11 protein-coding genes are annotated in these 14180 nt (G+C 45.2%); 1 reads left to right on the top strand and 10 read right to left on the bottom strand.

Annotated features, from left to right (window positions below; genetic code table 11):
- Positions 1–61: 61 nt before the first annotated feature.
- The 7 genes from ACZ45G_RS09765 to ACZ45G_RS09735 all read right to left on the bottom strand — a co-directional run bounded on the left by ACZ45G_RS09765 (position 62) and on the right by ACZ45G_RS09735 (position 8954).
- Positions 62–1246 (bottom strand): 4Fe-4S dicluster domain-containing protein, encoded by a 1185-nt coding sequence (locus ACZ45G_RS09765; protein WP_464177502.1) that lies wholly within the window; start codon positions 1244–1246, stop codon positions 62–64.
- A 14-nt stretch (positions 1247–1260) separates the two neighbouring features.
- Positions 1261–1683, bottom strand: coding sequence for a hydrogenase iron-sulfur subunit (locus ACZ45G_RS09760; RefSeq protein ID WP_464177499.1), 423 nt, complete (start codon positions 1681–1683; stop codon positions 1261–1263).
- 10 nt (positions 1684–1693) lie between these two features.
- A complete protein-coding gene (locus ACZ45G_RS09755) occupies positions 1694–5134 on the bottom strand; it encodes an FAD-dependent oxidoreductase (protein WP_464177497.1) in 3441 nt (1146 codons plus the stop codon).
- A gap of 47 nt (positions 5135–5181) precedes the next feature.
- Positions 5182–6786, bottom strand: coding sequence for an ATP-binding response regulator (locus tag ACZ45G_RS09750; protein ID WP_464177495.1), 1605 nt, complete (start codon positions 6784–6786; stop codon positions 5182–5184).
- 175 nt (positions 6787–6961) lie between these two features.
- Positions 6962–7501 (bottom strand): NifB/NifX family molybdenum-iron cluster-binding protein, encoded by a 540-nt coding sequence (locus tag ACZ45G_RS09745; RefSeq protein ID WP_464177492.1) that lies wholly within the window; start codon positions 7499–7501, stop codon positions 6962–6964.
- Positions 7502–7839: 338 nt separating this feature from the next.
- On the bottom strand, positions 7840–8223 hold the full coding sequence (locus ACZ45G_RS09740; RefSeq protein WP_464177490.1) for an iron-sulfur cluster assembly scaffold protein: 384 nt from the start codon (positions 8221–8223) through the stop codon (positions 7840–7842).
- 83 nt (positions 8224–8306) lie between these two features.
- Complete coding sequence (locus tag ACZ45G_RS09735; RefSeq protein ID WP_464177486.1) at positions 8307–8954, bottom strand: YiaD family glycine zipper/OmpA-like lipoprotein; 648 nt, start codon at positions 8952–8954, stop codon at positions 8307–8309.
- A 552-nt stretch (positions 8955–9506) separates the two neighbouring features.
- Here ACZ45G_RS09735 and ACZ45G_RS09730 point away from each other — a divergent pair.
- Positions 9507–9872 (top strand): cupin domain-containing protein, encoded by a 366-nt coding sequence (locus ACZ45G_RS09730; RefSeq protein WP_464177484.1) that lies wholly within the window; start codon positions 9507–9509, stop codon positions 9870–9872.
- A gap of 55 nt (positions 9873–9927) precedes the next feature.
- On the opposite strand, the gene ACZ45G_RS09725 is transcribed toward ACZ45G_RS09730, so the two are convergent.
- The 3 genes from ACZ45G_RS09725 to ACZ45G_RS09715 all read right to left on the bottom strand — a co-directional run bounded on the left by ACZ45G_RS09725 (position 9928) and on the right by ACZ45G_RS09715 (position 14110).
- A complete protein-coding gene (locus ACZ45G_RS09725; RefSeq protein ID WP_464177482.1) occupies positions 9928–11460 on the bottom strand; it encodes a response regulator in 1533 nt (510 codons plus the stop codon).
- A gap of 71 nt (positions 11461–11531) precedes the next feature.
- Positions 11532–13049, bottom strand: a complete 1518-nt coding sequence (locus ACZ45G_RS09720; RefSeq protein ID WP_464177480.1) for a PAS domain-containing sensor histidine kinase — start codon at positions 13047–13049, stop codon at positions 11532–11534.
- Positions 13046–14110 carry a hypothetical protein gene (locus ACZ45G_RS09715; RefSeq protein ID WP_464177477.1) on the bottom strand — a complete coding sequence of 355 codons (1065 nt, stop codon included), beginning with the start codon at positions 14108–14110 and terminating at the stop codon, positions 13046–13048. The genes ACZ45G_RS09720 and ACZ45G_RS09715 overlap by 4 nt, the downstream gene beginning before the upstream one ends.
- Between the last annotated feature and the right edge of the window lie 70 nt (positions 14111–14180).

The following is a 14180-nucleotide window of genomic DNA, read 5'->3' as shown; positions in this document are numbered from 1 at the left end:
TACCCCCGACTGCCATTCAAACTTGGCAGTGTTATACGTTGGCTGTTTATTTATGAAGTCATTATTCCCTTGTAATACCAACCGTACCCTCAAATTCATGTTCACAGAACACAGACAAGGGAGGCGGTTGATTTTCATCGGTCCCAGGAAAATATTCAAAGGCGGCCTGGGTCGTTTGTGCCACACTCTTAAACAATTGAAAAACATCAATGTCACGGGGACATGCAGTTGAGCACTGGCCGCACCCGACACAGGCATGACTCATATGGGCCATGCGGGTGAGATGATAAAACACGGTATCTGTGGGCATCTTGATAGCCCCTTTTTTTTCTGCCCACTGATGGTATTGAACCGGCTGATGATTGAACACATCGGTATTAAAAACACACTCTTTACAATAGCAGACCGGACACACATTCCGGCAATTATAACAATTGATGCACCGGTCAAAAAAAGCATTGAGTTTTACGATACTGTCTGTCCTTTCTTCAATATCCGTCACCATTGCCTGGTTTGCCTTAAAATTGACCTCTTTTATCTGCATCACTCTCTCATCCCGGGCCTCGGGTTTGACGGCTTCGGGTAACGCCAGTCGTTCCAGAAAATTGACGCCCAGATCGCTTCCTGATTCCACCATCATGCCCCTTGAAAGATCTACCCCCTGCAGAAGAATATTGATATCCGCATTCATGGGAAATGGATTCTCACAGGTACGACAGGCAGGGCTGAAATCAAATCCATTGAGGGTTTCGCTACTGGTTTGGGAAAATACCGTTTGAATATAGGCATCCCAATCCAAAGGGTTATTATCCAAAGGGGGTGTGTCCAGGGGGGGCCTATCAGAATTAGGGTTCATATAGGCAGTATAATCAGAGGGTATAAGGGCCTTCGGGCAATCCATGCCAATCAGAATCAACTCCTGTCTGGACCCTTGTTTAAGCTTTATCAATTCGATAAAAGCCCGCATTTCACAGGGCCTTAACACCACCGCTGTTTTTCTTCCTGATGCCTTATATGAAAGACGGGATACCATCCTGGCCGAATTGATGGGAAAGGCCGGGCTCAAGGGTACGGCATGGTCCAATTGTGCCGGATCTGTCACAAGACTAGGCATAATGGAGGTTGAGTTTTTTAACCGCACCGGCAGAAAAAGGGCATCAATCTCCTGAGTTTCCAACAGGTGTTTAAAAAACAGCTGCAACCCTTTGGCCAGACTATTATCTTCACGTTCTATTATTCGTATCATGGCAAAGATTTCCTTTATATGGCCACATTCATTCTTGTCTGGGAAGGCCCCATTTCAATTATTTGATCATTGAGCTGAGTCATTACTTGGGCAAATTCAATACCATCGCTGGCCCCGATCCAGGTCAGACGCAACCGCTCTTGTTCAATTCCAAACCGTGGAAGGATTTCTTTTAACAGCTTGATCCTCCGTCTTGCCTTATAATTGCCATTTATATAGTGACAGTCCCCCGGATGACATCCACTGATCAGCACCCCATCTGCGCCTTCCAAGAATGCCTTGATCACATATTGCGGATCGACCATTCCCGTGCACATCACCCGGATCAGACGGATATTGGTGGGATAGGACAACCGGGATGTCCCGGCAAGGTCTGCCGCCGTATAGGTACACCAGTTACAGACAAAAGCTATTATGACCGGTTCAAATGGTTCCATGTTTATCTCCTTAAAATATACCGCTGATTTCAGCGAAAACCTGTTTCTTGGTAAAATGACGGCTCTGGGCAGCCCCGCTTGGACAAAAACCAGAACAGCTTCCGCAGCCCTTGCAAACCGCTTCATTGACAATCGATACCTGCCGTCTGTCATCAAATTCAATGGCTGAATAGGGACAAAGGTCGATGCAGGTTTTACACCCCACACAAATATCGGGATCGATGAAAGAAATGGTGGGTGAAATATCAACCCGGCCTTTCACAGCAAGGGAGAGTGATTTTACCGCCGCACCCGATGCCTGGGAAACGGTGTCGGGAATATCCATGGGTTTTTGACAACACCCGCAAAGGAAAACCCCTTCAGTGGCGGTATTCAAGGGCCCCAATTTGGGATGCTCTTCAAGGAAAAACCCGTCCGCCCCCTGGTTGACCCCAAATATTCTTCCCACATCCACGGCATCTTCTCTTGCCTGGATGGCCGAACAAAGCACCACCATGTCCACAGGTACCCGAACCAACTGGCCCAGAAGGGTGTCTTCTGCAATGGCAATCAGCTTTCCTTGTTCCAAAGGCGTTTGGGCCTGGTCGGTTATCTGGGCCACTTTCCCCCGGATAAAAATGGTTCCCTCTTCCTGGCACCGTTGATAAAACTCTTCATACCCCTCCCCAAAACACCGCATGTCGATATAAAAATCATAGACCTTTGTGTCATGGCCCACTTTCTCCTTGATCAAATGGGTATATTTCAGGGCATACATGCAGCAGACCCGGGAGCAGTATTCATGGTAATTTACATCCCGGCTCCCGACACAATGGACAATGGCAACACTTTTGGGTGATCGGGTAAATTCATTGTTTTCATCCCTGATCAGAATTTGGCCGCCGGTGGGACCGGTGGCATTGCTGAGTCGTTCAAATTCAAAGGCTGAAAATACATTGGAAAATTTGCCATATCCGAATTGTTTCATGGGGGTGGGATCAAGGGGTTCATATCCCGTTGCAAGAATAATGCTGCCGGCGTTTATTTGAATGTTCTCATCTCGCATAAAATGATCAATGGCATTTGCCTCACAGGCGGTGACACATTCCATGCACTCACAGCAGGTGGCACAATTTAAGCATCGGTTGGCTTCCTTGATGGCCTGCTCTTCTGTCAGGGTCGCTTCAACTTCCCTAAAAGAGAGAACCCTTTGCTCAGGATCAACCGATTCAACACAAACCCTTTCTTCCACCTCAATATTTAAGGGGATATCTGAATAATTTTCCTCCCCCTGGCTCGGCACATTGTCATGGACCGGGGCAATCGTATCCAAGTCCATTTCAACCGCGTTGAGATAGGTGTCAATCCCAAGAGCAGCCTTTCTTCCCTGGGCAATGGCTTCAATAACCGTTGCAGGTCCTGTGACCATGTCTCCCCCTGCAAAAACAGCTTCAAGGCTTGTCTGCAGGGTATCAGGATTGACCTTTATCCGGTTATATTCTGTAATTTCAAGACCGGGCATGGTATGCGCCCAGGATAGATCGCAGATTTGTCCGATGGCCGGGATAAGGGTGTCACACTCAACGATAAATTCAGAATCAGGAATCATTACGGGTCGCCGTCGCCCGGATGCGTCCATTTCGCCCAATTGGTTCTTCGTACACGCAAGCCCCACAATCTTGCCATCTCGTGTGATGATTCGGGTGGGTGTTGTCAGGGGCATAATATTGATTTTCTCTTCAAGGGCACCGACGATTTCTTCCCCATAGGCCGGCATTTCCTGTCTTGATCGCCGATAAAGGATGGAAACCTCGCAATCGCCAGCCCTTTTGGCACACCGTGCCGCATCAATTGCCACATTACCGCCCCCAACGATGATAACGCGGTTTCCACAATCTGTTTTACGGCCCAGATTCACATCCCGCAAAAATGAAATGGCATCTATCACGCCACGACTTGTCTCTTCCCCGGCAAGGCCCAGGGTAAGCGTTTTATGGGCACCCGAACTTAAAAACAACACCCCGAAACCCTCCTGGCGTAAACTTTCAAAGGTAATATCAGACCCAAATGCCCTAGAGGTCTCAAGGGTTATCCCATGGGCCAGGATATAATTAATTTCCCGATCAAGAACGTCTGAAGGCAACCGATAGTCCGGGATGCCGGTTTTCAGCATACCGCCGGGAACAGATGATCGTTCAAAAACAGTCACCTGATATCCTTTAAGTCGCAAAAAATAAGCAGCGGTCAGGCCTGCGGGTCCGGCGCCGATCACAGCGATTTTTTCTTTGCGATCCAAAATTTTGGGAATGTCCTCCGGGTCAAGATTTGCCCTGTCTGCTGCAAACCGTTTCAACTCTTTGATGGCAATGGGGCTGTCCACAAGTTTGCGCCGACATTCCGTCTCACAGGGGTGGGGGCAGACCCTTCCCAGAACCCCTGGAAAGGGCGCTTTTTCCATAATTAACCGCACGGCCTTATCATATTTTTTCTGGCCGATCAATTGAACATATCCCTGGACATTAATCCCAGCCGGACACGTTAATCTACAGGGTGCCCTGTCTCGTTTTTCAATATTAAAGGTAATGGGAATTGCCTGGGGAAATGACCTGCCGATGGCCTTTCTGGATGCCAACCCCACATCCCAGGGATTGGGGATCGAAACAGGACAAACCTTTGCGCATTCGCCACATCCGGTGCAAAGGGATTCATTGATGAACCGGGATTTCCTCTTTACATCCAGGATGAAGTTGCCCACAAACCCCGACACATGCGTCACTTCACTGAAACTGAGCAACTCAATATTAGAATTTTGACCGACTTCCACCATTTTAGGTGTGCCGATACAGGCGGCACAGTCCAGGGTGGGAAAGGTTTTATCAAATTGAAGCATATGCCCGCCAATGGTGGTATCCTTTTCAATGAGATATGCTTTATGACCCGAATTACCGATATCAATGGCTGCCTGCATGCCGGCAATGCCACCGCCAATGATCACCACATCCGGATGAACCCGGGATGTCTTTGTTTCAAGATGATGATGAAATTGGACCCGGTCAATGGCTGCCTTTACCAGATGTTTTGCTTTTTGTGTGGCAAGGTCTGGATCCTCGGTGACCCAGGAAACCTGTTCCCTCACAGAACACATTTGGAAATAATAGGGATTAAGACCTGCCCGCCGGCAGGTTTCCATGAATGTTTTACCGTGTAGTCTCGGGGAACAGGAAGCCACCACGATACGGTTTAAATTCAGTTCCCGGATATCCCTTTCAATCATTGCCTGGCCAGGTTCCGAGCACATGAATTTATAGTCCCTTGATATCTGTATTCCTTCAAGGGGCGCCACATAGTCCCTGACAGATTCAACGTCTACCTTGGCGGCAATATTCAACCCGCAATGACAAATATAAAACCCAATTCTGGGAGATTGAAATTTTAAATCAACAAACTTTCCAGGTGCAAACTTTCCGGACATGGATACCTCCGATCTAGTTTATATTATTCTCAACCGTTCATTTTTTTCTAAACTGCTTTTCCAGAGGGAAGTTTAATGATAAATTGAGATCCCACATTGGGCATACTTTCCACAACAATCGTTCCTTTATGTCGTTCAATAATTCCATAGGTCGTCGACAGCCCGAGTCCTACCCCATACCCCTGTTTTTTTGTGGTAAAAAACGGTTCAAAAATAAAGGGTTGATCTTCTTTAGAAATGCCCTTTCCATTGTCTTTAATCGTGATACAAACAAGGTTTTCTTCCACTAACCCTGCCCGGATTTCCAGGATGCCCCCACCGGCACCTCTTGTACCAGGAACAGCACCAGTCTCAATGGCGTCAATGGCATTAAAAATCAAATTAATAAGACATTGTTCAAGTTGATTAAAATCGCCATTAACCGTCGGAAGGTCAGAATCACATTCTTGTTTCAATACAATATTACTCAATTCAAGCTTATGGTTGCACAGCAACAGGCTGTGTTGAATCAAATGGACCACATTAATCTGGGTTTGTTCCAGTTTTGTTTTCCTTGAAAATTTCAACAGCCCGGAAACAAGATCAGAACATCTCTGGGTTTCAGATTCAATAATTAAAAGATAGGATTTGAACTTTTTGACCCGATTTTGTATTTGATCCACGGTTTTATTCGAGGAGACATCCTCCCCTTTTTCAAGGACACGGATCATCAATTTTATATAGTTCAAGATCCCGGACAAGGGATTATTAATCTCGTGAACCATGCTGGCCGCAAGTCGCCCCAAAGATATCATTTTTTCCCGGTGAAGCAATTTTGCTTGAACCGTCACTTCCTTTTCCAAAGTTCTCAGCGTTCTTAAATCACTGATGAAAAATACCATATAATTTTGCACCCTGTCCTCGGAAAGAACAAATCCAGACATCTGAACCGGGATATTTTTTTTCCCCATTGAAAGCAGGGTGGTTTCGTAAACAAACAACCGGTTTTGACCACCGAAATCGCTGCCAAACAAATCGGTCTTAAATTGTAAAAACCGGTCAGGGCTAAAAAAATCATCCACTTTCATTTGTTTCAATACCAGGGCTTTGGGATACCCCAAAAGCATTTCCATACTTTTGTTGTAAGTTACAATGATATCGTTTTCGTCACACCCGAGGATGCCATCCATTGAATTTTCGATGAGGCTGCTTTGGAAATTTACATTTTTTACCAGCTCGGAGCTGGTTTTAAGATTTTCATTCTCAAGAAGAGCGGTGTAATCAGACAATTGTTTTTTGTCAGTATAGCGTTGCATAGCACGGCGCAATGCCATGTGAAGCGCGTCATCATCAATGGGTTTTGAAATAAAATCAGAGGCATCGTACTGCAGGGCTTTGACCGCATGTTTAATATCTGCAAACCCTGTGGTAACAATGACTTCTGTTGCGGGTTTTATTCGTTTAATTTTTTCAAGAACATCAAGGCCACTCATGCCGGGCATTTTAATATCAGTGATGACGATCTGGGGGGAGTGGCTTTTGGCAAGCAAGATACCCGTTTGCCCGTCCGGGGCACAGATAACCGAATATCCGGCATCTTTAAGGGTGATTGTCATGACATCCAAAATATCCGGGTCATCATCTATCACAAGTATCTTCCAGGTTACAGGCACGGGCCGAAGAACCTCCTCAATTTATTGTTTATTGTCAATAAAACAAGCAAAAGAGCAAAAGAACAACTGAATCATGCAATATTTTCGTCCAATAATCAATAAATAGCTATAAAAAAATGCTCCGGCAAAAAGCAACAAATCGCAAATTTGCCGGGGATGGTTTTTCTGGGTAATGTTAAGACTGTCTTCCACCCATGCCACCGCCACCGCCACCGCCCATGCCGCGTCCACCGCCGGCAATGCCGCGTCCACGTCCGCCACCGCCCATGCCGCGTCCGCCACCGCCAATACCGCGTCCGCCGCCGCACATACCGCCTGCCTGGCCTTGTGGGGCAGTGTTACCGGCGACATCGGACAGGCCTGCTTTATCACCAACCGTCGGATCAACAGACGCAACCAATTCACCCTTTTTAAACCTATCTACCACATCCTTGATTGCCCCTGCCTGGCCGGTAAAGGCCTTAATTGAATTTTCACTAAAAACTTTCATCGCATTTGGGCCGCAATTACCTGTCAAAACTGCCGTCGCCCCTTTAGAGTGGACAAAACCTGCAGCCTGGATACCGGCACCCCCTCCAAGGGATTTAAATTCATTTTCAAACACCTCAATGCCCATATCATCTGTCTGAATAATCATAAAATAAGCGCATCTGCCAAATCGCGGGTCTATTTGGGAAGACAGATCTTTGCCTGTTGAACTGATACATATTTTCATCCTAATTCTCCATTCTTAAATATTTTATTCTTGATCCAATGGTTTTACTTTGGATTTACCACTTTTTTAATTAAGCTTAAATTAAACTTAAATAAACTTAATTTAAGCTACCGCAAGGACCATGCCAACTTTCAGCTTTATTTTCAATAAAAGAATTAAGACTATAATTTTAGATATTTATAAAAATTGACCAGAAAATAAATTTTCCACTGAGATTATAAAACAGCAAAACTGCCACCCTATGGAGACTTAAAATTGCAGTAGCAATAGATCAAACCCCCTATATTATTTCCACAAATTTTCACAAGAGCATGCGCGCTTAAATTTTTTTTATTTTCTTATTTTTCAGAATAATCTGAAAGGGCAAGATAGAAACTGCCGAGGGAAAGTTCAGCACAATGGTAGTGGTCTTCGGGCAGCGTTTGTAAAAAATTTATCACATGGTCGGGTAATATATTCCAGGCATTTTCAATTGTGTTTCCACCTGCCAGGTGCACGATGGTATTGCAGCAGGCATTGGTGTTCATACAGCCCTGGACCCTAAATGAAATCTGATCTAAAATACCCTCGTTCACCATAATAAAAAACTCAGCCGTATCCCCGCATTCGCCTGTTCTTTTGCCATAGCCATCCGGGTGGTGAATAATTTCCCCATTGCTGGTATCAAAAGCCATTTCAAGATATTGCAGGGAATGGGTATTCCAAAAATCTGTATCCTTCATTTTACCCCTCCTTTTCCACAAGGCAATTGGCAAAAAATATGCCAGTCACCTGATAAATACTATTTTTTCCTGGATCTTTTAAACTATCCTTGTCGAATGGGGGCAATAATAATTTCAACCCGGCGGTTCATTGCATGGTCTGAAGATATGGGGCGCGATTCTCCATATCCAACCGTCTCCATTCTTTCAGGTGCCACCCCATTTTTTATTAAGGCATCTCGTACAGAATCAGCTCTTTTTACTGAAAGCGTTTGGTTATATTCTGCCGTCCCGGTGGTATCTGTGTGGCCGCCGATCTCTATTGTTGTCTGGGGATATTTATTTAAAACCTGGGCCACCCGTTCAAGCTCAGCATATCCACCGGGTTTAAGGGCTGTCGAATTCAAATCAAAAAATGCTTCACCTTTGAAGGTGGCTCTTAAAACATCCTGCTCCCTTCTTATACTGGCCGCCTCGTTCGCTGCCAAGGCATTCCTTAATTCCTGCTCCTGCAAATCCATGTAGCGGCCAATCTGATTGCCAGCCACACCGCCAAGGGCCGCCCCGATTCCTGCACCAATGAGGGTGGCTTGTGTATTCCTGCCAATGGCCTGGCCCAGTATGGCTCCAACCCCTGCCCCGACCCCGGCCCCCACGGCAGTCCCTTTTTCCTGCTGGGTCTGCATGGTGGCGCAGGAAAAAAGACCCCCGAACAATAACAGGCACAAGGCTAAGCTGATACTCTTTTTCATTTAAGCTCTCTCCTTTTATTCTTTAAAAAATACTTTCTCATCTGTATTTACTCTATTTTTGATCTATCAGATAACAACACCATAAATTCAAAAAAATTCATTTTTTTTTATCTAACCGTTTCATTTGTTCACCCAGCCCCTTGCGGATAAAAAACAAGATTAAAATTCCAGGCTCATACGCTTATGATACAAGTTCTCTTTAACCCTGTAAATGCATTATTGAAGAGAAAACTTAAATCAATTTGATATCGCCTTGCGACAGGGCAAAAATTTAGTTTAATTTATAATCTTGTCCTGGTTTTGGAAACCAATGGGCGGTCAGACTTTTTAATTTTTCATATTGACGAATATGTATCTGTGTATATCTTATCCATACTATTTTTTAGGCACGACTAACTTTTAAACTCATTCGTCTGTTTTCATAGAAAAGGAATAAAACCCAGCCCACAAAAACAAATCGGGCAAATTGATTCAGGTCAATTCAATTGTCAATTTTTTAATATAAAATCCAAAACAGATAAACGAGCGAACCCAATCCAAGGAGACATTAAAATGACAGATAAAAAAGAATTAATTAAAAACATACCCTTTGCCCAGGCAGTTAATATCAATGAACTGGTGGATTATGAAGAAGGGCGGGTGGTCAGCCGGACTCTTTCCAGCAAATCCCATGTTAATATAACCCTGTTTGCCTTTGACAAGGGAGAAGAAATTTCCGCCCATACCTCCCCCGGGGATGCCATGGTCCAGGTGCTCGACGGACAGGCCCGGATCAATATTGACGGAGAGATAATCAATGCCACTGCAGGACAAGTGGTGGTCATGCCGGCCAATGTGGCCCATTCGGTCCTTGCCGCCACCCGGTTTAAGATGCTGCTCACAGTGGTCAAGCAACCGGTTGTGATCAAGGGGCTCTGAGAAGAAGTTTAATTTTTGGACATTTTTTTCCACCGGTATCGAAAGTTTTGGTATATTAAATTTTATAGGCGGTCTTGGGAAGGCTGATGGTAAACTCGGTCCCCTGGTCCACCACCGAGTCCACGTGGATAGTTCCATGGTGGGATTCCACAATACTTTTAACAATGGCAAGCCCCAGTCCTGTTCCGTTGATATACCGGGTTTTTTCGTTTTTCACCCGATAAAATCGATCAAAAATATCTCCCAGTGCATCGGCGGGAATTCCCAGGCCGTTATCTGCCACATGAATCCTTATGCAGTCACTGGCTTTATCGGCCCAGACCTCAATTTTTCCCCCGGCAGGCGTATACCGTATGGCATTGGAAATCAGGTTGGACAAGACCTCTTCTATATTGAGCCGATTTCCCATGATAAAAAGGTCCTTTTCACAAGGACGGCCTGTCAAACAAATGGATTTTTCATCTGCCTCGCCCCGGTAAAGGCTTACATGCTCCTTGATCAATTCTTCCAGGTTCAATTCTTCGCGTTCCTGATTAATCAATCCTGATTCAATTTTAGAAAGATCTAAAAGCTCTGTTGCCAATTCGGTCAGGGACTTGATTTTAGCGGAACTTCGGGTGAGAATTTCTTTTTGTTTCTCGCTAACTTCCCCTGCCAGCCCGTCCATGACCACATTCAACTGCATGAGAACTGAATTTAAAGGACTTTTAATTTCATGGGCCACCATGGAAACAAAATCCGATTTGAGCTGGTCCTCTTTTTTAAGGGCCGTGATATCATGAAAAACGGTCACCGTACCCAGGTTTCGATGCAACCGGTCCCGAAAAGGAATGCACCGGACACCGATGATGAGATCCTCTCCCCCGTTTCCCATGGGCACACAAATCTCTTCGGTGATTTCTGAAAACATCTCCTTGGGCTGTGCAATGGCCTTGTCAATCATACCAAGGACAGTGGGTTCATCAAAGATGTCGGACACAAGATTTCCCAGGACCGATTGTTTATGACACCCCAACATTTTTAAGCAGGCCGGATTGGCAAGGGCAATCCGTTTCTGGTGGTCGGTTGTTAAGACACCATCCCTGATGGTATTTATCATCACCCGCATCCGGGATTTTTCCGTGGTAATGTCCTGGAGATTCCGGATAAATTCAATGGCCTTGGAAATCACCATCCGAAGTTCCTGGGGAGCAAAGGGTTTTGATAAAAAATCAAATGCCCCTTTTTTCATGGTTTCTATGGAATGCTCCAGGGTGGCATATCCGGTGATAATAATAACCACTGTATCCGGATGCCGTGATTTAAGATCGGAAAGAACATCCAACCCGGACATTCCTGGCATCATCAGGTCCAAAAGCACAATGTCATAGTGCCGTTCCTCAATCATCTTAAGCCCCTGAATTCCGTTCTGGGCGACATCTACCTCACAGCCCTCTTGGGAGAGCAACCGCTGACACGCCTTTTGAATCCGTTCTTCGTCATCCACCACCAGCACACGGGGCTGAAAAAAAACATCTTTAACAATCTGCTTCAAAGAGACACCAGGTACCCTATTTTCAGATTCAGCTTCTATATTTTTAGATTCCACTATTTTTCCAATCCTTGGGCCCTAGGGCAATTTTAATCCAATGATACCCACTTTACCATATTCCCATTTTATTAGCGAGGTCCGCACAATGCCAGCCCTTCTTCTTCCGGGACAAACAAGGGAAACTCCAGGACAAAAGTGGTTCCCTTGCCTCCTGTTTTTTTAACACTGATTTTGCCGCCATGCTCTTCTATAATACCGTAAACAATGCTCAAGCCCAACCCCGTACTTTTCCCCACTTCCTTTGTGGTAAAAAACGGATCAAAGATCTTGGATAAATTTTCCCTCTCAATTCCTCCCCCGGTGTCCTTGACTTCCAGAAAAACCTTTTTATGGAGCTTGTCTCTATAGGTATTGAGGGTAATTTTTCCGCTCCCCTTCATGGCATCGGCGGCATTGATAATAAGATTTATAACCACCTGGTTGAGCTTATTGGTATCGGCATTGATCAGCATCATTCCATCTGCTAAATACCGGATAATTTTAATATTCCGAAATTTTTTCTGATCTCGAATCAGTATCAAACTCTGTTCCACAATTTCATTAATCTGGACAATATTTTTGTTGGAATCTGCACTGCGACTGTATACCAGAAGACTTTTAACAATATTTTTACATCGATTTGCATCTTCCACAATATAGCCAAGGTCTTCTCTTGCCCCCTCATCTAAATCCTGTCTTTCCAACAAGAGACTGGCATAGAACAACACGCCTGTGAGGGGATTATTAATTTCATGGGCAACACCTGCGGCCAGCTGACCCAGGGATGCCATTTTTTCTGATTGTGCCAATTGCTTCTGGGTATACTTGAGCTCTCGTTCAACCTTGATTTTGTCTTTCAGGTCATTGTAAATGGCCATGGTGGCAGATTCTTCACCCGTATCATCATAGATAATGGCTGCAGACATTTCCACCTCAATCTCTTCACCCCTGGCGTTGACAATGGTGGTCCTGGGGATAAGCAGCTTTCCCTTACCCCCGATTTTTTCATTCCGGAGCATTTGCATGATTTCCTTGGCTTTCCCCGGCGGGTAGAGCTGCTCCGTATGTTTGATCTTGCCCTCCCCCCCGTTATAATCCCCAAACAATTCCTTTGCCACCGAATTCATCAATTCAATGTTGCCTTGGCGGTCAGCCGCCACAATAGCGGAAGCAGAGGAATAAATTACCCGGCTGATGAACTCTTTTACCCCGATAAGCTGATTCTCAAGGGATTTGGTCCGGGTAATATCCCGGATACTGAAGATAACAAAGGCCACCTCCCCCTCATCATCAAAAATCGGTGAAAAAACCCGTTCTTCCCATTTGTATTGGTGTTTAACCGTATAGGAGTACATGGCCTTATTTTCAAGAACCTTTGAAATTGAGCAGTCCTTGGAGTCACAGGGGGTATCCTTGTACAAAAAAGAATGGAAACACTTTTTGCCGATAAGGTCTTCATTGGAAAGGTGATAGGTATCATAAAACTTCTTATTGGCGCCCACCAGGCTTTTATCCGGAGCAATCACCACACTGGGATAGGAAAGGGAATCAAAAATACGGGCCCGCCAAAAAAGTTCTTCCGGTTCAAATCTGGGATCAGATGTCATGGGTTTTCAAATCCTTCAGCCAGTGCAGGTAAGGCCTTTTGCCCCAAAGAATCCGGCAGGGCCATGAAAATGCTGGAACCGGTGCAACCGGCCAGCAAAACAGGAATACTAGCAGCATTTAAACACGACATGGCGGTGTTAAAGATGCCAAACCGATCCCCGAAATGGGGACCATGAAAACTGATAAGATCAACAGAAACCGATGAACAAACAGCGAGCCCCCGGGTCACCTTGTCCCGGGAAAAAAAGGATTGCCTATCCTGGAAAGCCAGGGGGTCGGTCAGGCAATACAGATGCGCCATATCACTGTTTTGTGTCATGACAGCGGTAAAATAAAATTTTTCCCCGGACCTGCCCAACTGCTGCAACCCATTGCCGCAGACCTCCAGATGGTTCTTAACCTTTGGGTTAAAAGAGATTTCAAACATTTCCAGCCCGGCATCCAATTTTATCCCATAGGTTTTTATCCTTTGCTCAACATAGGTGGCACGGGTTTCCGGATATCGTTTTTTGACAAATTCAGTGTTCTCATTTTCAAATTGCCCAAAGGGGATATGGGTCGGGGGAAGATCAAATTCCTGCTCAAGAAATGTTAAAACGCGTTCCTGGTCGGATCTGTTGATGATAAAAGAAATCATGGCATGGGAAGATACCATCTGTTGAAATGAAACCCCATATTTTCCAAACAGCCCCATTAAAAGCCCCAGGGTATTTAAACTTGCATTGTGCGGATAGACCGACACCGTGCAGACATTGGAAACAATACAAAACTGTGGTTCTGTACTGCCCAGGGCGACTTCTTTTCTTATATCAGATTTACACTCAAATTTACAACCAGACGGTAAGTCGTGACAACAAAATATAGATGTTCCAGAAGCATCGGTCCGAAGCCCTAAGGATACGATATTGATCCGGTCCTGTGCCAGGAGTTTATAAAACGGCGAGATAATGGGACTGGCCTCTCCATCAACAGAGGTTTGAATGACCTGATTCAGCCTGGAACCCAGACGAATCCCATTAATTCTTATTTGAGGAAGGCTCATGGGAAATGATATAAACACACCTCTAGTATCCTAGGATACAATAGTAGGGGAAGGCGGTTTAGGCCTTCCCCTATTTATTTCCAACCGG

Source organism: Desulfoconvexum algidum, from assembly GCF_055382125.1.
The sequence above is the reverse complement of the archived record's forward strand: the minus strand, read 5'-3'. Positions and strand labels throughout refer to the sequence as shown.